The organism is Variovorax sp. UC122_21 (genome assembly GCF_044056785.1).
Lineage (GTDB): Bacteria > Pseudomonadota > Gammaproteobacteria > Burkholderiales > Burkholderiaceae_C > Variovorax.
This window is the reverse complement of the sequence record NZ_CP172004.1, coordinates 346,933-369,444: the sequence shown is the minus strand read 5'-3', so window position 1 is coordinate 369,444 and position 22,512 is coordinate 346,933. Positions and strand designations below refer to the sequence as shown.

Annotated in this window: 17 protein-coding genes and 2 pseudogenes; 7 read left to right on the top strand and 12 right to left on the bottom strand. The window is 70.0% G+C overall.

The features are described 5' to 3' along the window. Window positions 1–56: 56 nt before the first annotated feature. The 4 genes and pseudogenes from ACHMXE_RS13965 to gtdA all read right to left on the bottom strand — a co-directional run bounded on the left by ACHMXE_RS13965 (window position 57) and on the right by gtdA (window position 4,215). Window positions 57–1,043 (bottom strand): tripartite tricarboxylate transporter substrate binding protein, encoded by a 987-nt coding sequence (locus ACHMXE_RS13965; RefSeq protein ID WP_203203151.1) that lies wholly within the window; start codon window positions 1,041–1,043, stop codon window positions 57–59. A gap of 61 nt (window positions 1,044–1,104) precedes the next feature. Continuing rightward, window positions 1,105–2,358 carry a 3-hydroxybenzoate 6-monooxygenase gene (locus tag ACHMXE_RS13960; RefSeq protein ID WP_395349790.1) on the bottom strand — a complete coding sequence of 418 codons (1,254 nt, stop codon included), beginning with the start codon at window positions 2,356–2,358 and terminating at the stop codon, window positions 1,105–1,107. 11 nt (window positions 2,359–2,369) lie between these two features. Continuing rightward, complete coding sequence (locus ACHMXE_RS13955) at window positions 2,370–3,074, bottom strand: fumarylacetoacetate hydrolase family protein (protein WP_395349789.1); 705 nt, start codon at window positions 3,072–3,074, stop codon at window positions 2,370–2,372. 63 nt (window positions 3,075–3,137) lie between these two features. Beyond that, a pseudogene (gtdA, locus tag ACHMXE_RS13950) lies at window positions 3,138–4,215 on the bottom strand (gentisate 1,2-dioxygenase). Between the two features lie 180 nt (window positions 4,216–4,395). Here gtdA and ACHMXE_RS13945 point away from each other — a divergent pair. From ACHMXE_RS13945 to ACHMXE_RS13915, 7 genes and pseudogenes are all read left to right on the top strand, one after another. Next, window positions 4,396–5,310 carry a LysR family transcriptional regulator gene (locus ACHMXE_RS13945; RefSeq protein ID WP_395349787.1) on the top strand — a complete coding sequence of 305 codons (915 nt, stop codon included), beginning with the start codon at window positions 4,396–4,398 and terminating at the stop codon, window positions 5,308–5,310. Between the two features lie 139 nt (window positions 5,311–5,449). Next, window positions 5,450–5,899 carry an acyl-CoA thioesterase gene (locus tag ACHMXE_RS13940; RefSeq protein WP_203203155.1) on the top strand — a complete coding sequence of 150 codons (450 nt, stop codon included), beginning with the start codon at window positions 5,450–5,452 and terminating at the stop codon, window positions 5,897–5,899. A 134-nt stretch (window positions 5,900–6,033) separates the two neighbouring features. After that, window positions 6,034–6,555, top strand: a complete 522-nt coding sequence (locus ACHMXE_RS13935; protein ID WP_395349785.1) for a phasin family protein — start codon at window positions 6,034–6,036, stop codon at window positions 6,553–6,555. Window positions 6,556–6,736: 181 nt separating this feature from the next. Beyond that, complete coding sequence (locus ACHMXE_RS13930; RefSeq protein ID WP_395349784.1) at window positions 6,737–7,441, top strand: TetR/AcrR family transcriptional regulator; 705 nt, start codon at window positions 6,737–6,739, stop codon at window positions 7,439–7,441. A 36-nt stretch (window positions 7,442–7,477) separates the two neighbouring features. Beyond that, window positions 7,478–8,296, top strand: a complete 819-nt coding sequence (locus ACHMXE_RS13925) for a hypothetical protein (protein ID WP_281080939.1) — start codon at window positions 7,478–7,480, stop codon at window positions 8,294–8,296. A gap of 51 nt (window positions 8,297–8,347) precedes the next feature. After that, complete coding sequence (locus ACHMXE_RS13920; RefSeq protein ID WP_203203159.1) at window positions 8,348–8,917, top strand: lipocalin family protein; 570 nt, start codon at window positions 8,348–8,350, stop codon at window positions 8,915–8,917. Between the two features lie 13 nt (window positions 8,918–8,930). After that, a pseudogene (locus ACHMXE_RS13915) lies at window positions 8,931–10,489 on the top strand (cryptochrome/photolyase family protein). A gap of 26 nt (window positions 10,490–10,515) precedes the next feature. On the opposite strand, the gene ACHMXE_RS13910 reads toward ACHMXE_RS13915, so the two are convergent. From ACHMXE_RS13910 to ACHMXE_RS13875, 8 genes are all read right to left on the bottom strand, one after another. Beyond that, window positions 10,516–11,172, bottom strand: a complete 657-nt coding sequence (locus ACHMXE_RS13910) for a ChrR family anti-sigma-E factor (protein WP_395349783.1) — start codon at window positions 11,170–11,172, stop codon at window positions 10,516–10,518. Beyond that, window positions 11,169–11,726, bottom strand: coding sequence for a sigma-70 family RNA polymerase sigma factor (locus tag ACHMXE_RS13905; protein WP_203203162.1), 558 nt, complete (start codon window positions 11,724–11,726; stop codon window positions 11,169–11,171). Before ACHMXE_RS13905 ends, ACHMXE_RS13910 begins: the two co-directional genes overlap by 4 nt. Window positions 11,727–11,930: 204 nt before the next feature. Next, on the bottom strand, window positions 11,931–16,646 hold the full coding sequence (locus ACHMXE_RS13900) for an RICIN domain-containing protein (protein WP_395349781.1): 4,716 nt from the start codon (window positions 16,644–16,646) through the stop codon (window positions 11,931–11,933). A gap of 173 nt (window positions 16,647–16,819) precedes the next feature. Next, window positions 16,820–17,683, bottom strand: a complete 864-nt coding sequence (locus tag ACHMXE_RS13895; protein ID WP_203203164.1) for a class I fructose-bisphosphate aldolase — start codon at window positions 17,681–17,683, stop codon at window positions 16,820–16,822. A 173-nt stretch (window positions 17,684–17,856) separates the two neighbouring features. After that, window positions 17,857–18,837 (bottom strand): aldo/keto reductase, encoded by a 981-nt coding sequence (locus ACHMXE_RS13890; RefSeq protein WP_395349780.1) that lies wholly within the window; start codon window positions 18,835–18,837, stop codon window positions 17,857–17,859. Continuing rightward, the gene (locus ACHMXE_RS13885; RefSeq protein WP_203206372.1) at window positions 18,834–19,763 is read right to left on the bottom strand and encodes an ABC transporter permease; all 930 of its coding nucleotides are present in this window, start codon (window positions 19,761–19,763) and stop codon (window positions 18,834–18,836) included. The genes ACHMXE_RS13890 and ACHMXE_RS13885 overlap by 4 nt, the downstream gene beginning before the upstream one ends. Before the next feature lie 107 nt (window positions 19,764–19,870). Beyond that, on the bottom strand, window positions 19,871–21,394 hold the full coding sequence (locus ACHMXE_RS13880; RefSeq protein ID WP_281080941.1) for a sugar ABC transporter ATP-binding protein: 1,524 nt from the start codon (window positions 21,392–21,394) through the stop codon (window positions 19,871–19,873). Next, complete coding sequence (locus tag ACHMXE_RS13875) at window positions 21,391–22,443, bottom strand: substrate-binding domain-containing protein (protein ID WP_203203166.1); 1,053 nt, start codon at window positions 22,441–22,443, stop codon at window positions 21,391–21,393. The genes ACHMXE_RS13880 and ACHMXE_RS13875 overlap by 4 nt, the downstream gene beginning before the upstream one ends. Between the last annotated feature and the right edge of the window lie 69 nt (window positions 22,444–22,512).

Sequence of the window (22,512 nt, the reverse complement as noted above, 5' to 3'; positions counted from 1 at the left end):
GTCAAAAAGTGTCAAAACAGGCGGGCAGCTTAACTGCCCCAGCAAGGCACGGGCCGCTATTCGAGGCTGATGTTGCCCCTGCGCACCAGCTCGCCGTAGACCTTGGACTTGGCCTCGGCCTGGCGCTCGATCTCCTCGGGCGACCAGGCCAGCGGCTCGAAGGCGAAGGTGTCGAAACGGGCGCGGATCTCGGGGTCGGCGATGACCTTCGCCACGTCGGCGTTGATCTTCGCCTTGATGGCCGCCGGCACCCCCTTGGGCGCGAGCAGCGAGACGAAGGAATTGACCTCCAGCCCGGCCGGGCCGCCGGCCTCGGCCATGGTCGGCACCTCGGGCATCTGCGGGATGCGCTTGGCCGCGGCCACCGCGATGTAGCGCAGCTTGCCGGCCTTGTAGATGCCCTGGCTCGAGGGAATGCTCGCGAAGGCCCACGGCACTTCGCCGGTGCCCACGTTCGAATACAGCTGCGAGACCTCGCGGTAGGGCGCGTGGCGCATGCGGATGCCGCTCAGCGCCTCGAGCTGCTGCGCGCCCAGGTGGCCCGGGCTGCCCACGCCCCAGGAGCCGTAGACGATGGCGTCGGGATCGGCCTTGGCGGCGGCGATCAGGTCGGCCATGTTCTTCCATTTGGAGTCGCTGCCCACGGCCACGAAGAAGGGCGTGCGGAACAGCGAGGCCACCGGGTCGAAGTGCTGCAAGGTCACGAAGTTGCGCGACTTGTACAGGTGCGGCAGCGCGGCCACGTGCTCGCTGTCGAGCTGCAGCAGGGTGTAGCCGTCGGGCGCGGCGCGCCGGGCCTGGTCGATGGCGATGAAGCCGCCGCCGCCGGGCCGGTTGTCGATCAGCACGCGCTGGTTCCACAGCCGCGAGAGCTTGTCCGAGACCAGTCGCAGCACCGCATCGGGGCCGCTGCCGGCCGCGAAGGGCGTGACCAGCGTCACGGGCTTGTTCGGATAGTCGCCGGCCTGGGCCGCCGCGCCGCCGGCCATGGCCAGCGAGGTCAGGGCGAGAAGGCCGGTCAGCAGTGCGCGCGGGAAGTTCATGGTCGTTTGTCTCCGGTGGGCCTGGGGCCTCGATGGTTGTGGATGATGAAGGCGTCGGGTGTCAGTGTGGCGAAAGCGCGGTGGCCTCGGTGCGTGCCGATCGGCGCAGCGCCTCGGGCGCGTCGTCCAGGCAGCGCTCGGGGCGCCAGGCATAGAGCCACTCGACCGCATCGTAGAAGCGCTCGGGCGTGCGGCCCGGCCAGAGGCTGTTGCGCACCAGGCGCTCCACGCCCTTGGCATGGTAGAGCCGGCCCATCTCGCGCACCGACAGCACCACGCGGGCCGTGCGCGCCACGCGCGCCGCCTCGTAGAGCCTGAAGGCCGCCGGCAGGTCGAAGTCGCAGGCCTTCACGGCCTCGCCCAGCGTCACCGCGTCCTCGAGCGCCATGCAGGCGCCCTGCGCCAGGTACTGCATCATCGGATGCGCCGCATCGCCCAGCAGCGTGGCCGCGCCCTCGCTCCAGCGCTCGACCGGATCGCGGTCGGCGGTGCTCCAGCGGCGCCACGAGGTCGGGCGATCGAGCAGCTGGCGCGGGCGCGCATGCACGCCCTCGAAGTACGACAGCACCTCGTCCTTGCTGCCGTCGGTCACGCCCCATTCCTCGCGCTCGCGGCTGTGGAAGGTGACGACCAGGTTGTATTGCTCGCCATGGCGCAGCGGGTAGTGCACCAGGTGGCAGTCCGGGCCGGCCCAGACCACGGGCGCGTTCCAGCGCAGGTCGGCCGGCATGTCGGCCGCCGGTACCACCGCGCGGTAGACCACGTGGCCCGAGACGCGCGGCGCGTCGCCGATCAGCGCGGCGCGCACCACCGACTTCACGCCGTCGCAGCCGACGATGGCATCGGCCTGGAAGCGCCGGCCGTCGCGCGTGACCGCGACCACGCCCTGCCCCCGGGTGTCGAGGGTCTCGACCTGCGCCGAGGTGTGGAAGCGAATCAGCGGATGCTGCTTCACGGCCTCGTGGATCGCGCCGTGCAGGTCGGCGCGGTGGCTCACCGCATAGGGGTTGCGAAAGCGCGCGCGAAAGGCCTCGCCGACCGGCACCGAGGCCACCTCCGAGCAGTCGACCGCGTCCATCATCACCAGCCGGTCGGTGAACACCGAGCCCCGGCGCACCGCCTCGCCCACGCCCAGCGCGTCGAGCGCGGCGAAGGCATTGGGGCCGAGCTGCAGGCCGGCGCCGATCTCGCCGATGGCGGCGCTCTGCTCGAGCAGGTCGATCGACACGCCCAGGCGTGCCAGCGCCAGCGCGGCGGCCATGCCGCCGATGCCGCCGCCGACCAGCAGCACGGTGGGGGAAGGGGTCGGGCTCATGCGCGGCTCGCTCAGTCGATGCGAACGCTCAGCGAGGGCAGGCGCTCGATGCTGACCTTGATCGTCTGGCCGGGCTTCACCGCGCCCACGCCCTCGGGCGTGCCGGTGAAGATCAGGTCGCCGGGCTGCAGCGCGAACAGGGTCGACAGATTGGCGATCACTTCGTTGACCGACCAGATCAGGTGCGTGATGTCGCTCTTCTGGCGCACCTCGCCGTCGACCTCGAGGCGGATTTCGCCGCCATCGATCTCGCCCACCTCGGCCAGCGTGCGCAGCGGTGCGATCGGCGCCGAGAAGTCGAAGGCCTTGCCGATCTCCCAGGGCCGGCCCTGCTCGCGCATCTTCATCTGCAGATCGCGGCGCGTCATGTCGAGGCCGACGGCATAGCCGTAGATGTGGCTCGCGGCCTGTTCCACCGGGATGTCGCGGCCGCCCTCGCCGATGGCCACCACCAGCTCGGCCTCGTAGTGGTAGTTGGCGGTCAGCGCCGGATAGGGAATGGCGCCGGTCGTGCCCTCGGCCACCGGCACCACCGAGGCGTCGTCGTTGGGCTTGCAGAAGAAGAACGGCGGCTCGCGGTCGGGATCGAAGCCCATCTCGCGCGCATGGGCCGCGTAGTTGCGGCCCACGCAGTAGACGCGGCGCACGGGGAACTGCTTGTCGCTGCCGACGATGGGCAGGCCGACGATGGAAGGGGGCGTGAAGACGAAGGACATGAGGGCTCCTGCCGCGTGGGACGGCAACGGTCGAGGGAAAGAAAAAAACGAAAGGGCCGGGGCTCAGGCGTTCTCGAGGAAGGCTTCGCGCAGGATCCCCATGCCCTGCTGCACCGGCCGGTCCGAGAAGCTGAAGAGCACGCAGTCGCCGTTGGGCGCATGCAGCGTGAGCGGCGCCCACGAGGGCACGACGAAGGTGTCGCGCGGCCCGAACTCGAAGCGCTGGCCCGCGATCTCGGCGCTGCCATGGCCTTCGACCACGCTGTAGACCGAGCCGTCGGTGGCGCGGTGCGTCTTGCCCGCGAAGCCCTTGGGCAGCAGCTGCAGGTTGGTGGAGATGGTCGGCATCGGCGAGCCGCCGGTCAGCGGATTGATGTAGCGCAGCTTGTGGCCCAGCCAGGCATCGGGCGCTTCCTGCTTCTGCAGCTGGGCCAGCGCCTCGCGGCTGCGTGCATAGGGGTAGTTGAAGATCGGCGAGGTCTGCGACGCGTGGTCGTGCCGCACCGGCACCATGTTGTGGCCGAAGCGCGCGAGGCTGTGGCCCTCGGGCCGCGCCACGTGCTGCACCTTGGCGTCGTCGTTCTCGGCGAAGCCGGCGTCGAAGAAGCGCAGCATCGGGATGTCGAGGCCGTCGAGCCAGACCACCGGCTCCACCACGCCCTCGATGCCCTCGTTGCCATGGTCGTGCCAGGCCCACGAGGGCGTGATGATGAAGTCGCCCGGGTACATGGTGGTGCGCTCGCCGCCCACGGTGGTGTAGGCCCCCTGGCCGTCGACGATGAAGCGCAGCGCCGACTGCACGTGGCGGTGCGAGGGCGCCACCTCGCCCGGCATGATCAGCTGCAGCCCCGGCATAGATCGACTGCGTGATCGACGAGTTGCCGGGCAGCGCCGGGTTCTCGAGCACCAGCACGCGGCGCACGGCCTCCTCGGCCGTGATGAGGTCGGCCGACTCCATCAGCAGCGGCCGGATCTCGTCGTAGCGCCACAGCGCGGGCACGCAGGGCGTCTGCGGCTCGCGCGGCACCAGCGCATGCAGCGATTCCCACAGCGGCGTGAGGTGCAGCGGGCGGATGCGGTCGTAGTAGTCGCGGCGCTCCTGCGCATTGGAGGGCGCGGCGCGGGCGGTGGAGGGGTTCATGGCGTGTCTCTCGCGGTGCATGGCGCGGCGGCGACTTTGGGCGCCGGCCTGGTTAGAACTTCCGAATCAACGGGATCATCCGCCCGCACTACTATTGGCGCAATGGGGGACCGGCGATAGCTCCGATCCTGTTTTTCGATAATGGTGGCCCGCGGGCCGCACACGGCGAGGGCCGCGCCCATGGCACAACTCGATCTGGAATGGCTCTTGGTGTTCGACGAGGTCTACAAGACCGCCAACGTCTCGAGCGCCGCCGAGCGGCTCGGCATCTCGCAGTCGGCCGCGAGCACGGCGCTCGCCCGGCTGCGCACCCACTTCGGCGACAAGCTGTTCGTGCGCACCTCGCGCGGCATGGAGCCCACGCCCTATGCGCGCCAGACCCAGCCGCTGGTGCTCGACATCCTCGACCGGCTCAACCGCGCCAAGGGCGGGCGCGCGGTGTTCGACCCCGCCACGGCCGAGCGCAGCTTCCGCATCTGCATGACCGACATCAGCGAGGTGGTGCTGCTGCCGGGCCTGCTCGACCACCTGCGGCACGTGGCGCCGGGCGTGCGCATCGAGACCGAGATCATCTCGACCGAGAGCGGCCGCCGGCTCGAGGACGGCGCGGTCGACCTCGCGGTGGGCTTCATGCCGCAGCTCGAGGCCGGCTTCTACCAGCAGACGCTGTTCATGCAGAACTTCGTCTGCCTGGCCGCGCGCAACCATCCGCGCGTGGGCGAGCGGCTGACGCGCAAGCGCTTCGAGGCCGAGGCGCATGCGGTGGTGGCCTCCTCGGGCACCGGCCATGCGATCGTCGACAAGACCATCGCGCGGCTCGGGCTGCGGCGCCACGTGGTGACGCGGCTGTCGAGCTTCCTCAGCGTGGCGCGGATCGTGGCCCACACCGAGCTGCTGGTGGTGGTGCCGCGCATCCTCGGCCAGGTGCTGGCCACGCAGGAGCCGGTGCAGCTGCTCGAGCCGCCGTTCGAGCTGCCCTCGTACGCGGTCAAGCAGCATTGGCACGAGCGCTTCCATGCCGACGCCGGCAATGCCTGGCTGCGGCGCACGCTGGCGCAGCTGTTCAACGAGGGCGAGGCGGCGGGCCCGGCCTGAGCCGGTGGCATGGCGCTTGCGGCCCGGCGGGCATGCCCGGACGACGGGCGGCGGCCGAACCGTCATGCGCGCCCTCGCATAATCGCCTCCCCCACGTCCCGGCCCCCACGGCCCCTTCCCGAAAGCACAAAGGCACAGCATGTCTTCCATCACCCTGCGATTCCTCGCCGAACCCAACACCGTCAACTTCGGCGGCAAGGTCCACGGCGGCACGGTCATGAAGTGGATCGACGAGGCCGGCTACGCCTGCGCCACGAGCTGGGCCAAGCGCTACTGCGTCACCGCCTTCATCGGCAGCATCCGCTTCCACCGTCCGATCATGATCGGCGACCTGGTCGAGGTCGAGGCGCGCATGGCCTACACCGGCAAGACCAGCATGAACATCTCGGTCGAGGTGCGCAGCGGCGACATGAAGGGCGGCGCGATGGAGAAGACCACCGAGTGCCTGATCGTCTTCGTCTCGGTCGATTCGCACGGCCGCCCGCTGCCGGTCGAGGCCTACGTGCCGGGCACGCCGGGCGAGATGGCGCTGGCCGAGCGCGCGCGGGCGCACCTCGACGCGAGCCGCGCGGCCTCGGGCAACCCCTGAGCGGTCCGCCAAAGACCCGAATAGGCAAAAGGCTCTAACCGCGCACGGCCCGCGCGGCTAGAGTTCGGCGGTTTCCGGCAGACCGCCCCTTTGCCCCTTCCCCCTTTTCCGCTCCCCACCCATTCGGACCGCACATGGCCACCCAGGACGACGACCGCTTCGACAAGACCTCCGACCGCATCAAGGATTCCGCGCAGCAGATCTGGCTGGCCGGCCTCGGCGCCTTCGCCAAGATGCAACAGGAGGGCAGCAAGGCCTTCGAGTCGCTGGTCAAGGACGGCGCCGGCATGCAGAAGCGCACCCAGCAGGCCGCGGAAGAAACCCTGTCGCAGGCCCAGGCCCGCATGGCCGGCTTCGCGAACGAGTTCGGCACCAAGGCCGCGGGCCAGTGGGGCAAGCTCGAGAACATCTTCGAGGAGCGCGTGGCGCGCGCGCTCGACAAGCTCGGCATGCCGCCGCCGGCCGAGGTGGCCGCGCTGCAGGCACGCGTGACGGCGCTCGAGGCCGAGCTGGCCGCCCTGCGCGGCGCGGCCGGTAGCGCGAAACCCGCCGCCAGCCCGGCGCGCGGTGCGCGCGCCGCGCGCCATGCCAAGTCGGTCGAGACGCCGGCACGCAAGGCCACGGTGCGGCGCAACAAATCGAGCGGCGCCGAATAAAGCCGCTTTCCGGCCACGAAGCGGCCGATTCCGGCGCCGAATGCGCGCCGAGGCGCCGCACGGCGCCACGCGCATGCGGCACTGCACAAACGCAGTGCCCCGCAAATCAATGTCCCCCTGCGCGCTTCGCGCGGCGTTCCTGCGCTAGAGTGTTTCCAAGAGACAACCCGGGAGCACCGACATGGCCAGGAAAGCGCCACGCCGCACTGCACAACGCATTCTCGAAGCCGCGCTGGACCTGTTCAACCGCTTCGGGGAGCCGAACGTCTCCACCACGCTCGTGGCCGGCGAGCTTAACATCAGTCCCGGCAACCTCTACTACCACTACCCGGCCAAGGAAGAGCTGATCAACAAGCTCTACGAGGGCTACGAGACCGAGCTCGGCGAGCTGCTCCATGCGAGCGAGGGCATCCACGACGTGGAGGACGCCTGGTTCTTCATGCACAGCCTGTTCGAGCTGATCTGGCGCCACCGCTTCCTCTACCGCGACCTCAACGACCTGCTGAGCAAGAACCGGCACCTCGAGACCCAGTTCCAGCTCGTGCTCAAGCACAAGGTGCGCGCGATGCGCCAGCTGATCGCGGGCCTGGGCCGCGCGGGCCACCTCGAGATCGATGCCCACGAGGTCGACACGCTGGCGCAGAGCATGGTGGTGGTGCTGACCTACTGGCTCAGCTACGAGTACGTGCGCAACCCGCGCCAGGCGCTCGAGCCGGCCCATGCGCAGGCCGCGCTGCTGCGCGGCGCCCGCCACACCCTGCACCAGCTCGCGCCCTACCTCGGCGCCGAGCAACGGCGCCATTTGCTGACACTGGGCCGGGCCTACGGCGGCGAAGATGCCGCCAGCGGCCCCACGGCTTCGTCCCCCGCCGATATGGCCGCCTGAACCATGTCTCCCCACGATTTCAAACCCCTCCCGCTGATGCCCACGGCGACGGCCGGCGGCGCGCCCGGCGGCACCGGTTCCAGCCCCTGGGCGCCGCTGCCCTACGCCGACGTGCCGCGCTTCGATGCGCGCAGCCTGATCGCCCACTGGAAGCGCTTGCATGCCGGCCACGAGATGCCGGCGCCCGAGCACAACGAGGCGCTGGCCGAGGGCTGGGCGCTCTATCACAGCGGCGAGTTCGAACGCGCTGCCGCCATCGGCCTGCTGCATGGCGCCGAGGGCCTCGCGCTGGCCAACCAGGCGACCGCGATCTATGCCAACTACCTCGAGCCGCGCGAGGCCGTGCGGCTCGCGATGTTCCGCCAGGTGGTGGAGCGCGCCGGCGCGCGGGTCGCGGCCGAGCCCGACGATTGCCAGGCGCTGTACTGGCAGGCCTATGCGATGGGCCGCTACAGCCAGGGCATCAGCGTGGCGCGCGCGCTCGCGCAGGGCCTGGGCACGCGGCTCAAGGAGGCGCTCGAACGCGTGATCGCGCTCGAGCCGCGCCATGCCGACGCCCACGTCGCGCTCGCCACCTTCCATGCCGAGGTGATCGACAAGGTCGGCGCGCTGGTCGGCCGCATGACCTACGGCGTGCGGTCCGAGACCGCGGTCGAGCTGTTCGAGCACGGCATCGCGCTGCATCCGCACTCGGCCAGCGCGCTGATGGAGTACGCGCGCGCGCTGCTGATGCTGCATGGCGACGCGCGCATGGCCGAGGCCACGCGGCTCTACGAGAAGGCCGCGGCGCTCCAGCCGGCCGACGCGAAGGAGCGGCTGGACGTGGAGCTCGCGCGCGCCGGCCTGTCCGAGTAGGACGGCGCCGCGACCGATGATCCGGTGAGCGCGCGCCCGCGTACGGAGGGCATGAACCCACCTTCCCTCGCCTCTTGCGTCGATCTCAAGCGCACGGCCGCCTGGCTGGCCCCTTGCCTGTGCGCCGCGCTGACGGCCTGCGCGACGCCGACGCCGTCGATCGCGCCGGCGCCCCAGGTCGACATCGCGCGCTTCATGGGCGACTGGTACGTGATCGCGCACATCCCGACCTTTCCGGAGAAGAACGCGTTCAATGCCGTCGAGTCCTACGCTCAGCGGCCCGATGGCCGCATCCAGACCGACTTCCGCTACCGCGACGGCAGCTTCGAGGCGCCGGTCAAGACCCTGCATCCCGTGGGCACTGTGCGGCCCGACACCGGCAACGCGGTCTGGGGCATGCAGTTCATCTGGCCGATCCAGGCCGAGTACGTGATCGCCGACGTGTCGGCCGACTACCAGAGCACCATCGTCGCGCGCAGCAAGCGCGACTACGTCTGGCTGATGGCGCGCACGCCCGAACTGACGCCCGAGGCCTACGCGCAGGCGCTGCGCAAGATCGAGGCGCTGGGCTACGACCTCGCGAAGCTGCGCCGCGTGCCGCAGCGCTGGCCGGAGCGGTGAGCAGAGGCTGCGCATGATCCGCCGGCTGGTGCTGGTGCTCGGCGACCAGCTCGATGCCGACGCCGCGGCGTTCGACGGCTTCGACAACGCCCGCGATGCCGTCTGGATGGCCGAGGTGGCCGAGGAGTCGACGCATGTGTGGTCCAGCCAGCCCCGCATCGCCCTGTTCCTCGCGGCCATGCGCCACTTCGCCGCCACCCTCGCGGCGCTGGGCCGCACGGTGCACTACGGCCGTCTCGACGACCCGGACGCGCACCCTGGCCTCGGACAGGCGCTGGCGTCGGCCATCGACCGGCTGCGGCCGCAGGAACTGGCGCTGACCGCGCCCGGCGACCACCGCGTGCTGCGGGCGCTGCGCGCGGTGGCGCGCGCGCGCACGGCCTGCCGCTGCGGATCGAGAAGGACCGGCATTTCTTCTGCACGGTGCGCGAGTTCGCGGCCCATGCCGCCACGCGCGCCACGTTGCGCATGGAGTTCTTCTACCGCGAGATGCGGCGGCGCCATGGCGTGCTGATGGACGGCGACGAACCGTGCGGCGGCCGCTGGAACTACGACGACAGCAACCGCAAGCCCTTCGGGCGCGGCGGCCCCGAGGAACTGCCCGCGCCGCCGCGCTTCGAGCCCGATGAGCTCACGCGCGAGGTGCTCGCGCTGGTCGCGCGGCGTTTCGCCGATCACCCGGGCCAGCTCGAGTCCTTCGCCTGGCCCGTGACCCGCCCGCAGGCCCTGCAGGCGCTCGCGCGCTTCGTGCGCGAGCGCCTGCCTTTCTTCGGCCGCTGGCAGGACGCCATCTGGCATGGGCAGCCCTGGCTCTGGCACTCCCAGTTGTCGGCCGCGCTCAACCTCAAGCTGCTGAACCCGCGCGAAGTGGTGCGGGCCGCGGAGAGCGCCTATCGCGGCGGCGACGTTGCGCTGGAAAGCGCCGAAGGCTTCATCCGCCAGATCCTCGGCTGGCGCGAGTACGTGCGCGGCATCTACTGGACCCGGATGCCCGGCTACCTCGAACTCAACGCGCTCGATGCCCGGCTGCCGCTGCCGCGCTTCTATTGGACCGGAGCGACCGCGATGTCGTGCCTCGCCGACGCGATCGGCCAGACCCTGGCGCACGGCTACGCCCACCACATCCAGCGCCTCATGGTCACGGGCCTCTACGCCCAGTTGCTCGGCGTCGATCCGAAGGCGCTGCACGCGTGGTACCTGGCGGTCTACGTGGATGCCGTGGAATGGGTCGAGCTGCCCAACACGCTGGGCATCAGCCAGTCGGCCGATGGCGGCCTGATGGGAAGCAAGCCCTATGTCGCGAGCGGGCGCTACATCGAGCGCATGAGCGGCGGCAGCGCCTGCGCGAACTGCCGCTTCCGGCCCGGCGAGCGCGTGGGCGAGCGCGCCTGTCCCTTCACGACCCTCTACTGGGACTTCCTGATGCGCCACCATGCGCGCCTCGCGGCCAACCCGCGCATGCGCATGCAGCTCGAAGGCCTCGCGCGCATCGACGCGCCCGAGCGCGCGCGCATCGCGCAGCAGGCCACGGCGATCCGCGAGGTCGCGGCCAGCGGCGAGAGCGTGGCCTGAGCGAGCAGTCCCGCCGCCGCCGCTTCCTACATGCCTATCAGGCCGGCCATCGCGCGCGCAATCGGGCTGTCGAAGCGCATCGACCCCTCCACCGCGGCCAGGCAGATGCATTCGCCGCCGCCCTGCACGGTCGGCTGGTGATGGACGCTGCCATCGGCCACGTCGAAATCGCCGGCGCCGAACACCTCGCGGCCGTCGTCGAAGGCGCCGTGCAGGATCTGCGTCCACTCGCTGCCGCTGTGCGAATGCACGGGCAGGCCGCGGCCTTCGGCGATGCGCAGCAGGAACAGCCTGGCGCCGGGGTCCGACGGCAGGCGCAGCCGGCTCCAGCGCATGCCCGGGGCCAGGAAACGCCACCCGGTCGCGCTACAGGCCTCGAGGGCGCGCGGCCAGGCCATGCCGGCCGGCAGCGCCGGCAGCGAGGACGCCGGCCTGCGCGCGGGCACCTTGCGCGGCGGCGCGTCGATGGCGGCGAGCGTGTTGGCCAGGGCCTGCGGCGACAGCAGCCCCGGCTCCAGCTGATCGAGCAGCACGCCCCCCGCGCACTCGAGCAGGCCGACGCGCGCGCGGCACTGCGCGCAGGCTTCGAGGTGCGTGGCCATGACCAGCGAAGGCCCCGCGGCCAGCGTGCCGGCCGCGAAGGCCAGCAGCAGATCGTCGCCGGGGTGGTGATGGATGGTCATGGGGTTCCTTCGAGCAGCTGGCGCAGGCGCCCGATGGCGGCACGGATGCGCGACTTCACGGTGCCCAGCGGCAGGTTCAGCGCCTGCGCGATCTTCGGGTGCGCCTGGTCCTCGAAGAAGGACAGGCGCAGGATGTGCACCTGCTCGGGCGACAGGCGCGCCATGGCCGAGCGGATGCGCGCCTCGTTCTCGCAGGCCAGCACCTGCTCGTCGAGCGCCGGCGCCGGATCGGGCAGTTCGGCCGCTTCGTCGTCGATGTCGGCCAGCAGGTGGTTGCCCTGGCGGCGCATGAAATCCACGCGCCGGTTGCGCGCGATCGCGAACACCCAGGTCGAGGGCGATGCGCGTTGCGGGTCGAACAGCCGGGCCTTGCGCCAGACGTTCACCATGGTCTCCTGCGTCAGTTCCTCGGCCAGGGCATCGCTGGCGCCCGCGAGCATGAGGAAGGATTTGACGCGCGGCGCGAAATGCTTGAACAGCGCGGCGAACGCCTGGCGGTTGCCATCGCGCGCGACGGCTTCGAGCCATTCGGCGAGCTGGTCAGGTGTCGGCACGGGTCTTTTTCGCTGGTCCTGGGTCACGATCGACAGCCAGGGCGATGGGGAACCGGCTGCGGCACTGGCAGCGATTATGGCTTTGGGGGCGGTGCGCATGCCCGCTGTACGCGGCGGCCACGGGTTCGGATCGCGCGGATGGGCAGGGCGGCCCCAAAAAAAAGCGCGCCCGCGGGCGCGCCCTCCCCTTTTCGACCGCGCCGCTCAGGGCAGCTGGGTCCAGTTCTGGTTGTTGCCGCCGTTGCAGGTCCAGGTGATCAGCGCCGTGTCCTGCGTGGTGGATCCGTTCGGGACGTCGAGGCAGGAGCCGGAGGCGCGGTTGCGCAGGGTCGAGCCGACCACCGTCCACTGCGTCGCATTGCCGGCCGTGCAGGCCAGTTGCACCACGGCGGCATTGGTGGTCGCGTTGCCGCTCTGCGCCAGGCACAGGCCGCTGTGCTGCGCCACGAACTGCACGTAGCCGCCGCTGCTGGTCACGGTGAACTTCTCGTTGGCATCGTTGCCGCAGGGCCACTGCACCGCGGTGGCGCCGCTGGCGGTCGACACGCCCTTGATGTTCACGCACAGGGTGCTGGCGTCGGAGCGGATGCGCGCGACCAGCGGCGGCGCGGTGTCGAGCGAGCGCACGTACTCGCGCAGCGCCACCACGTCGGCCGGCGGCAGGCCGTTGGCGTTGCCGTGGCCGCTGTCGAGCACCGCCTGCAGCGAGGCGGCCTGGCCGTTGTGGAAGAACGAGGTCACGCTCCAGGTGCCCGACAGCGTCGGCGTGTCGAAGCCCACGCCCGCCAGCGGCTGGTTGCCGCCCTTGCCCGACGAGAGCTGGATCGTGCCCACGTCGTGCCGCTGGCCGTCGCGGAAGGTGCCGCCGGTGTGGCAGGTCGCGCACTGCGCGGTGTTGAACACCGTCTGGCCGCGCGCGGCCTCCACGCTGAGGTTGCCGTCGGCCGCGCGCGCCGGGCTGCGCATGAACTTGTCGAGCGACGAGAGGTAGGCCGCGAGGTCGTCGAGCTGCGCGTTGCGTCCGGCCTTGGGCGTGCCCAGCGGATTGGAGGTGGCCGCGTAGTCGGCATTGCTCAGGAAGCCGGTGCCGCCGAACTCGTTGCGGATGTCGTTCTCGAAGTCCTGCACCTCGTCGAAGTTGGCGCTCCAGTGCAGCCGGCCATGGCTCGTGCCGCGCCGCCCCTGCAGGCTGATGGTGCGGCGCAGGCCCTCGCCGCGCTGGGTGAAATCCCACACCATGCCGTCGTCGCCGCCATCGGCATGGCAGCTCGCGCACGAGATGTAGTTGTCCTTGCTCATGCGCCGGTCGGCCGCGTTGTAGAACACCTGCTTGCCGCGCAGCGCGGCCGCGGCCAGCGGCTCGGTCGCCACGGTCTGCACGTTGCGCACGAAGACCGCCGCGTTGCTCTCCGAGGCCAGCACCGCCGCCACGTCGTGCACCGACACCGAGCGCGCGAGGAAGTTGTTGACGAACAGGCGCTTGCGCGCGGCGTCGAGGAACAGGCCGTGCGGCGCGCTGCTGGTGTCGATCTCGCCGCGCACCGAGCGCGTGTACGAATCGACGATCGCCACCCGGTTGCCTTCCATCTGCGCCACGAAGATGTAGTCGCCCGCGGGCGAGAACAGCGCGGCGCGCGCCGGCGCGCGGTCGTCGAAGTCGATCTGCTCGCCGGCCACGTGGGCCGCCGACTGCAGGTCGACCTGCGACAGGATCGAGCGCACGGTCTGGTCGTGCACCAGGTCGCGACCGTCACGGAAGCGGCCGCGCACGATGTTGTCCTTCTTCGAGGGCAGGATGGCGCGCTTGCCATCGGGCGAGATCACGACCTGGCTCAGGTAGTTGGCCACGCCGCGCGCGCCGGCCTCGGTGTCGACGGTGGTCGTGTCCACCGGCAGCGCGATGGTCGACAGCGCGCTCATCGAGGCCAGGTTGACCTTGTAGAGCTCGCCGCCGGTCATCTTCGACTTGAAGCGCGTGACGTAGGCGATCTGCGCATCGCCCGTGACCGCGATGCCGCGCACCGTGCCGTCGAGCGGCAAGGTGGCCGTGACCGCGCCGGTGGACGGGTTGAAGCTCACGAGGCGCGACTTGCTCTCCAGCGTCAGCAGGCCCTTGGCGCCGTCGGGCGTGAAGACCACGCCGTAGGGACCGCTGCCGTAGTCGAAGGGCACGGTGACCGAGACGCTGCCGTCGGCGGCGTTGAGCGCGACCAGCTTGTCCTCGCCCTGCACCGCGACCCAGACGCGGCCGTCGGGCCCGAGCGCCAGCGTCTTGGCCTCGCTGCCCACCGACACCTCCCACAGCTTGGCCAGGCTCTGGGCGTCGATCGCCGCCACCGTGCCGCTGTCGGGATTGACCGCGTAGACCCGGTTCGCATCGCCCGCGATGTTGCCGGTGTGCCGCGGCGCGCTCGCGGTGACGGGCGCGATGATGGTCACGTTGTAGGTGTAGTAGGTCTCGCGGCCCGCGCTGTCCTTCACCGTCAGTGTCACGGTGTAGTGGCCGGGCGTCGTGTAGGTGTAGCTGTAGCCGGCCTGGCTCGAGAAGGCCGTGACCGTGCCGTTGCCGAAGTTCCAGCGGAACTGCGCGCCGCCGCTGCCGAGCGTGGCCGGGTTGAAGTTCAGCGTGCCGTTGACCACCTTCGGCCCGCCGCCGATGCCGGGGTCGCCGATGATCGCCTGGCCGCGCAGGGTCGCGACCTCGGCGTCGCCGAGCACGCGGTTGAACACCCGCACATCGGCCAGCGTGCCCTTGAAGAAGTCGGCATTGCCCTGGATCTGGCCCAGCCACTGGAACTTGGTCGCGAGGCCCTTCACGCCGGTGAGGCCGGTCGAGCTGGTCTTGGCGCCGTCGATGTACATGGTCTGCGCACCCGAACCGGCGTCGCGCGTGAGCACCACGTGGTGCCAGTTGCCGTCGTTGACCGGCGCGCTCGAGCGCGTGCCCGGGTTGTTGGCGGCCGCATTGGCCACCGACAGGTTGAGCCGGCCCGTGTTGTCGAGCCAGCCCCAGAACACGTCGTCGGCGCCGCCCGACTGGTCGCGCCCGAAGATGCCGGGCGCGGTCCAGGCGTTGGCGCTGCCGTTCTGCGTGGTCTTCATGTAGAAGCTCAGCGAGGCGGTGCCGCCCAGCACGGTGGCCACGCCGTCGTTCTTGAGCTGCACGCCGCCCGCGCGGTTCGCGAAGTTCAGGCCGATGCTCTCGAAGGCGTCGCCGGATGCCGGCGTGCCGTCGTTGTTCGAGATCGGGTCGCTGAGCTTGCCGTTGAGCGCCCAGTGGTAGCTCAGGCCCACCTCGGCCGCGTTGCCGGTGTTGAAGGTGGACTTGAAGTCGGCGCCGATGGCGTTGCCCGCATAGTCCTTCACGCCATTGGCTGGCAGGAACACCTCGTAGCTGGTACCCGGCTGCAGCGGCTGCGTGGGATGGAAGTTGACGATGCCCAGCTGCACGCTGTAGGTGCCCGCGAGCGTGTTGCCGCCCACCGGGCGCACGATGAAGGTGTTGGCGTTGACGCTCTCGGGCCGGATGTTGTCGGTCATGCCCAGGCCGATGCGCGAGGTCAGCGCCTGCTGCTTCGCGCCGTTGGCGGGGGAGACCTGCTTGACCTCGGGCCGGGTGGTGTCGGGGTCGACCTGGTGCACGACGAATCCGCTGCCCGAGCCGTGATCGTTGCCCACGAACACGAGGTTGCCGAACATCGCGACCTGGCCGTTGTCCGAATGCGAGAAGTTCGGATCGTCCTCGCGCAGGATGCTGCCGCGGCCCACCTCCACGTGATTGAGCGGATTGCTCACGTCGACCTTGTGGATGCGCGTCTGCGCGCCCTGGATCACGTAGTGGTCCTGCGTGGCGCAGTACAGCTGCTCGTCGATGACCAGGCGGTTGTCCTCGGCCACGAATCTCGAGCGGTCGATCAGGTCGTAGCTGTACATCTTCGCGCCGCTGTTGCGCGTGGAGACATGCAGGTTCCGGCCGTCGAAGCAGGTCGCGTAGTAGAACGGCGTGGTGCCCACGATGGCGTCGAGCACCTTGGGATTGAGCGGGTCGGAGATGTCGAGGCTCGCGAAGCCGCCGTTGCTCTCCATCGCGGTCAGCACCATGTGGTTGCCCATCGTGAAGATCGGGCCGATGCGAAAGCCGCCGAGTTCGCCGGTGGACACCGGGTTGGCCTTGCCGGCGCCGCGGTTGGCGAGCACGGCGTTCGCGGGGTCGGCGGCATCGACGATGAACATGCCCCGGCCCGCCGAAGCCACGTACAGGTAGGGCGCCTGCCACCAGAGCTGCCAGGCGACGTTCTCGTAGTCGCCGGCATTGACGCCGGGCAGCGCCAGCTTCTTCACCTGCTTGATGTCGTTGACGTCGGTGAAGTCCCAGAACTCCACGCCGTTGATGCTGGGCAGCACCACGTAGGTCTTGTCGCCGATCCGCGCGGTGCCGAAGGAGTGCGTTTCGCGGAACTCGCTGGTGCGGCCCTCGGGCTCGTAGATCTTCTTGACGAGCCGGAGCTGGCGCGGGTTCGACACGTCGTACAGCAGGAAGCCGCCGGGGCCGAGGCCGCTGTCGGGGGCGAAGGACGTGAGGAAATAGCCGTTGACCATGATGCCGGCGTTCATGCCGTAGTCCTTGCGGCCCGGGTAGGTGGCGGGCACCTCGCGCGACTCGTGGGCGCTGCTGTGCGCGGGGTCGAGCGGATGCGCCGGGCTGGTGATCATCGACACCGGCTTGAACAGTTCCTCCGAGGTGTAGGTGAGGTTGCCCAGCCCCGGCCCCTGCAGCGGGAGCGGATCGGCGACGGCCTCGGACACCGCGGTCGCCATGTTGCCGAGGGTCGTCATCGGACTGACCCCGGTGATCGCCGCGTGCGTCAACAGGGTGACGAACGGCACCATCAATGCCATCACGTAATACCGGATCTTCATCGTTGCCTCCAAGTGTTGTTGGAAGTTCGCAGGGGAATCTGCTGGCTCGTTCTTCTCTGGCTCGAATCACGACATGCGCGCGCAGCGCGCACCCCGGCGGGCGACGGGCGTCGCCTGCCGTGACAAAAAACCTGTTCGCCGGAAGCCGCGCGAAAAGCCGCGCCGAAGCCGGGCTATCGGCTTCGCGCCGCGCCGCCCGATTCGTAGAGGGCCCAGGCCGCTTCCGCGCTGGCGCCCTCGTGGATCATCGCCATCAGCGCGCTCACCACCGCAAACGGGTTGGCGTGCTGGTAGACGTTGCGGCCGTAGACCATGCCCACCGCGCCCTGGTCGAGCAGCACGCGCGAGCGCGCGAACACCTGCTGCAGGTCCTCGCGGCCGCCGCCGCGCACCAGCACCGGGCAGCGCGCGGCCTGCACCACGCGATGGAAGTCCTCGGGGTCGCTGGTCGGGTCGGCCTTGACGATGTCGGCGCCCATCTCGCGCGCGAGCCGCACCAGGGTCACGATCTTCTCGGCGTCGCCGTCCACCATGTAGCCGCCGCGGCCCGCGCCGTGCGCCTGCATCACCAGCGGCTCGATCATCAGCGGCATGCCGTAGCGGTCGCAGTCGGCGCGCACGCGCGCGATGTTCTGCACGCACTGGCGGAACAGCTCGGGCTCGTCGGGCAGCATGAACAGGTTGACGACCACGCAGGCCGCGTCCATCTGCACCGCGGGCAGCACGGGGTCGTGCTCGTTCTGCAGCACGGCCCACATCGAGCGGTGGCGCGTGGCGTTGTAGGGATTGCCCATGTCCAGCCGCATCACCAGCGCCGGGCGTTCATGGCCCGGGCGCAGCTGCAGCAGGTCGGCCTGGCCGTAGTTGAGCTGGATCGCATCGGGTGCCGCGGCCACCAGGCGGTCGATGACGCCCGGCATGTCCTCGAGCCCGTCGAGGAAGCTGGGCTCGTTGCACACGCCGTGATCGAGCGCGATGTCCAGGCCGCGGCCGGCCTTCAGCAGGCGGGCGATGCGGACCTCTTTGCCTTTCGACATACGAAAGAACTCCTTGAAGGTGGGTAAGAAACGATGAACGCTGTGCGTCCGTTATCTGCAAGACCGTTCGGGCTGAGCCTGTCGAAGCCTCGCGCGGCGCTTCGACCCTTCGGCAAGCTCAGGGCTGGCCAAGCTCAGCGTGAACGGCCCGTCGAGTGGGCGGCGACCGGACATCACGCCAGCGCGCCCAGGTGCCGCTTCGCGGCGGTATCGATCTGCAGCAGCGCGTCGGCGCCGAGCTCGACCGAGCCGGCCGCGGCGTTCTGGATCGCCTGCTGCCGGTTGCGCGCGCCGCACAGCGACAGCGAGACGGCGCCGTGCTCCAGCGTCCAGGCGATCATCATTTCGGAGAACGAGCAGCCCAGCGCGGCGCGCAACGGTTCGAGGTCGGCGAAGAAGGCCGCGAGCCGCGCGCGGTTGTCGGCGCTGAAGCGCGGATTGCTCGCGCGCTGGTCGTCGCCCGTGAAGGCGCGCGCGGGATCGATCGGCCCCGCGAGCAGGCCCAGCGCGAGCGAGGAATAGCCCATCACTGCCACGCCATGCGCCTTGCACAGGGGCACCAGCGTGGCCTCGATCTCGCGGTCGATCAGGCTGTAGCGCTCCTGCGCCGCGTCGACCGGGCCGTGGCGCAGGTACTCGGCGAGCGTGGCGGCATCGACGTTGCTCACGCCGATCGCGCGGATCTTGCCCTGCTTCTTCAGGTCGAGCAGCGCGCCCATGGTCTCGGCCACCGGCGTGGTGGCGTCCTGCCAGTGCGTGATGTAGAGGTCGATGTAGTCGGTCTGCAGGTTCGCGAGGCTCTGCTCCAGTTCGTACGCGATCGCATCGCGGCCGAGGTAGCGGTAGACGGGATGGCCGTCCTCCTCGAAGAAGTGCGTGCCCTTCTGCGTATGCCACACCAGGCCGCACTTGGTGGCGATCACGGCCTCGTGGCGCCGGCCCTTGAGCGCGCTGCCCACCAGCCGCTCGGAGCGGCCCAGGCCGTAGGCCGGCGCGGTGTCGATCAGCGTCACGCCCGCGTCGAGCGAGGCCTGGATCGCCAGCGTCGCGCCCGCGTTGTCGCCACCACCCCACATCCATCCGCCCATGGCCCAGGTTCCCAGGCCGATCGCCGAGCAGCGTATGCCCGACGGTCCCAGCGTCGTCGTCTTCATCTCTTGGTCTTCCTCACGTTGAGCAGGTGGTCGATGGTCACGGCCACGAGCAGGATCAGTCCCTTGATCACGTCCTGCCAGTAGGGCGAGACGTCGAGCAGGATCAGCGAACTCGTCACCACCGACAGCAGCGCCAGGCCGAGCACCGCGCCGAGCACGGTGCCCGAGCCGCCCTTGAGGCTGGCGCCGCCGATCACGGCGGCGGCGATCACGTTGAGTTCCATGCCCATGCCGAAGGTGGGCGTGGCGGCGCCGAAGCGCGCGGTGTAGATCACGCCGGCCAGGCCGGCCGAGGCCGAGCACAGCACCGTGACCCAGAACTTCACGCGGCCCACGCGGATGCCCGAATAGAGCGCGGCCTTCTCGTTGCTGCCAACGTAGAACACCTTGCGCAGCAGCGTGGCGCGGCGCAGCACGAAGTCGCTGATGGCGACGATCGCGACGAAGATCAGGATCACGGCCGGGATGCCGAACAGCGTGCCCTGGCCGATGAACTTGAACTCGGCCGGCAGCGAGAACAGCGACTGCGGCGTGCCCTGCGTGAAGGCCAGGCACAGCCCGCGCACGATCACCATGAAGGCCAGCGAGGCGATGAAGTGGTTCAGCCCGATGCGCGTGACGCAGCCGCCGATCATCGCGCCGATCATCGCGCTGGCGCCGATCGCCACCGCGCTCGCGAGCCAGGGGTCGACGCCCATGAGGAACAGCTTGCCGGTGATCACCATCGCGAGGCACACCACCGAGCCCACCGAGAGGTCGATGCCGCCCACGATCAGCAGGATGGTCATGCCGACCACCACGATGCCCTCGATCGAGAACGACAACAGCATCGCGCGGACGTTCTCCCAGGTGAGGAAGTACGGCGACGCGAAGCTCATGCCCACGCACAGCACCGCGATGATCAGCAGCAGGCCGGCCTCGCGCATGCTGCCGAGTCGAAAGGGTAGGTTCACGGCGTCTCCTTTGGCCCCCGCGGCCGTGCCGGTGCCGGCGCTGCTCGCGGGATTGGTGCCGTCTATTCTGAATTGGTAGCTCACTGCATCTCCTGTTCGCCCAGTCCCGAGGCCAGCCGCAGCAGGCCCTCTTCCGTCATCTCGGCCGTGCCGAGCTCGCCGGCCAGCCGGCCTTCGCGGATCACCAGCGCGCGGTCGCACAGGCCGATGATTTCCGGCAGTTCCGATGAGATCACGATCACCCCCACGCCCTGGTTCGCGAGCGCGCGCAGGATGTGGTGGATCTCGGATTTCGCGCCCACGTCGACGCCGCGCGTGGGCTCGTCCATCAGCAGCACCGACGGCTTCGTGGCCAGCAGCTTGGCGATCGCCACCTTCTGCTGGTTGCCGCCCGACAGGCTCGCGACCTCGATCGCCACGCCGTCGGACTTGAGGTTGAGCTGCGCGCCGAGGTCCTGCGCCAGCTTGCGCTCGGCCGCGCGTTCCATCAGGCCGAAGCGCGAGCTCACGCGACGCAGCGCCATCGCGCAGACGTTCTGCGCGATCGGCAGGTCGAGGAACACGCCCGCGGCCTTGCGGTCTTCGCTGAGGTAGGCGATGCCGTGGCGCAGCGCGTCGGCGTATTTGCGGATCGCGAGCGTCTTGCCGCCGAGCCGCACGCTGCCGCGCCGCGCGGGCCGCAGCCCGCACACGGTTTCGGCGAGCTCGCTGCGCCCGGCGCCCATGAGGCCCGCGATGCCGAGGATCTCGCCGCGCCGGAGCGCGAAGGAGATGCCCTGCACGCGCTCGCCGTCGGCGATGTCGTCGACCTGCAGCAGCGTCTCGGGCGCCTCGGGCAGCGTGGCGCGCGGCGGGTAGTAGTTGCCGAGGTCGCGGCCCACCATGCGGCGCACCAGCTCGTCGGGCGTGGTGCCCGCGAGCGCGCCGCAGTGCACGTTGCGCCCGTCGCGCAGCACGGTGGCGCGGTCGCAGTTGGCGAAGATCTCGGCCATGCGGTGGCTGATGTAGATGATGCCGATGCCCTGCGCCTTGAGGTCGTGCAGCACGCGGAACAGCGCGGCCGACTCGAGCTCGGTGAGCGCGGCCGTGGGCTCGTCGAGGATCAGCACCTTGCAGTCGAGCGTGAGCGCCTTGGCGATCTCCACCAGTTGCTGGCTCGAGATGCCGAGCTCGTCCACGCGCGCGGCCGGGTCGATGTCCTGGCCGAGCCGGCGCAGCACCTTCGCGGCGCGCGCGTTGAGGCCGCCGTAGTCCATGAGGGCGCGGCCGCCCGCGTTGATCTCGGGCATGAAGATGTTCTCGGCGACGGTGGCGTCGCCGCACAGCGCGATCTCCTGGTGCACCAGGCCGATGCCCAGCCGCATGGCGTGGGCCGGGCCGTCGATGCGCACCTCGCGGCCGTCGAGCGCGATCGTGCCCTCGTCGGGCTGGTGGATGCCGTCGATGATGTTCATCAGCGTCGACTTGCCGGCGCCGTTCTCGCCGCACAGGGCGTGGATCTCGCCGGCGCGCAGCGAGAAGTCCACGCCCGCGAGCGCGCGCGAGGCGCCGAAGCGCTTGCTGATGCCGCGCAGCGAGAGCAGCGGCTTCGGGTCGTCGCTCACTCGCCGATTCCCTTGGTGCCGCGGCGCGCCAGGTACTTGTCCCAGTAGAAGTCGTCGGCGTTGGCCTTGCTCACCACCGACAGGCCGTTGTCGAGGAAGGGCACCGACATCGGGTTGGTGCCGTTGCGCTTGGCGTCGTTCATCGGGTCGATGAGCTGCGGGTTCTTGGCCAGGAACAGCATCATCATCCCCATGTAGCCCTGCATGCCCTGGTTGGGATTGATGGCGCCGAACACGTCGCCGGCCTTGATCATGTCGAGGATCTTGGCGTTGACGTCGCAGCACATCACGCGGATGTTCTTCTTGGTCTCGATCTTGGCCTGCGCCGCGCCCAGCGCCGAGTTGGCCTCGGGCATGAACAGCGCGCCCAGGTTCGGGTTGGCCTGCGCGAGGCTCAGCACCGCCTGGTAGGCCTTGCTCGGGTCCTGGTTGCTGGCCGCGCGGCCCGCGAGCTTCATGCCCGGGTGCTTGGACTTCATGCGGTTGATGAAGGCGGCGATGCGGCGGTCGTGGTTGTCCTGGCCCGGGTTCTCGAGCACCGCGTACTCGCCCTTGCCGCCGAGCGCGGCGGCGATCGCGTCGGCCGCCTGCGTGCCCTCGCGGTCGTTGTCGGAGGTGACGAACGAGGCGCGCTTGGAGTTCGGCGAGTCGGCCGCGAAGGTCACGACCGGGATGCCCGCCGCCACAGCGCGGTTGATCGGCTCGATGAACGGATCGGGGTTCATCGGGTGCAGCAGGATGCCCGCGGGCTTGCGCGCGAGTTCCTGCTCGAAGGACGCGAGTTGCTTGTTCACGTCGTACTCGGGCGTGCCGGTGTAGCGGGTGCGCACGCCCAGCGTGCGGCCCAGCTGTTTCATCATTTCGTAGACCGGAAACCAGTACTCGACGCCCGAGACCATCACGTTCATCACGTAGACGTCGCTCGCGTTGCCGCGCAGGCCGGTGGCCGCCGGTGCGGCAGGTTGCTGGGCGAAGGCGCTGGAGCCGGCCAGGCCCAGGCCGGTGGTGGCTGCGGCGGCCGCCGCGGACTTCAGGAAATCTCTTCTCACTTCTGTCTCCTCGTGTTGCTCTGACCTGGCAGATGGGCCGCCTTGGCGGGTGGCTTTGGATCTCTAGTC

What these genes read in the sequence shown, in the direction of transcription:
- ACHMXE_RS13965 (WP_203203151.1), bottom strand. Translation starts at nt 1,043, where the DNA reads ATGAACTTCCCGCGCGCACTGCTGACCGGCCTTCTCGCCCTGACCTCG.
- ACHMXE_RS13960 (WP_395349790.1), bottom strand. Translation starts at nt 2,358, where the DNA reads ATGAGCCCGACCCCTTCCCCCACCGTGCTGCTGGTCGGCGGCGGCATC.
- ACHMXE_RS13955 (WP_395349789.1), bottom strand. Translation starts at nt 3,074, where the DNA reads ATGTCCTTCGTCTTCACGCCCCCTTCCATCGTCGGCCTGCCCATCGTC.
- ACHMXE_RS13945 (WP_395349787.1), top strand. Translation starts at nt 4,396, where the DNA reads ATGGCACAACTCGATCTGGAATGGCTCTTGGTGTTCGACGAGGTCTAC.
- ACHMXE_RS13940 (WP_203203155.1), top strand. Translation starts at nt 5,450, where the DNA reads ATGTCTTCCATCACCCTGCGATTCCTCGCCGAACCCAACACCGTCAAC.
- ACHMXE_RS13935 (WP_395349785.1), top strand. Translation starts at nt 6,034, where the DNA reads ATGGCCACCCAGGACGACGACCGCTTCGACAAGACCTCCGACCGCATC.
- ACHMXE_RS13930 (WP_395349784.1), top strand. Translation starts at nt 6,737, where the DNA reads ATGGCCAGGAAAGCGCCACGCCGCACTGCACAACGCATTCTCGAAGCC.
- ACHMXE_RS13925 (WP_281080939.1), top strand. Translation starts at nt 7,478, where the DNA reads ATGCCCACGGCGACGGCCGGCGGCGCGCCCGGCGGCACCGGTTCCAGC.
- ACHMXE_RS13920 (WP_203203159.1), top strand. Translation starts at nt 8,348, where the DNA reads ATGAACCCACCTTCCCTCGCCTCTTGCGTCGATCTCAAGCGCACGGCC.
- ACHMXE_RS13910 (WP_395349783.1), bottom strand. Translation starts at nt 11,172, where the DNA reads ATGACCATCCATCACCACCCCGGCGACGATCTGCTGCTGGCCTTCGCG.
- ACHMXE_RS13900 (WP_395349781.1), bottom strand. Translation starts at nt 16,646, where the DNA reads ATGAAGATCCGGTATTACGTGATGGCATTGATGGTGCCGTTCGTCACC.
- ACHMXE_RS13895 (WP_203203164.1), bottom strand. Translation starts at nt 17,683, where the DNA reads ATGTCGAAAGGCAAAGAGGTCCGCATCGCCCGCCTGCTGAAGGCCGGC.
- ACHMXE_RS13890 (WP_395349780.1), bottom strand. Translation starts at nt 18,837, where the DNA reads ATGAAGACGACGACGCTGGGACCGTCGGGCATACGCTGCTCGGCGATC.
- ACHMXE_RS13885 (WP_203206372.1), bottom strand. Translation starts at nt 19,763, where the DNA reads ATGCGCGAGGCCGGCCTGCTGCTGATCATCGCGGTGCTGTGCGTGGGC.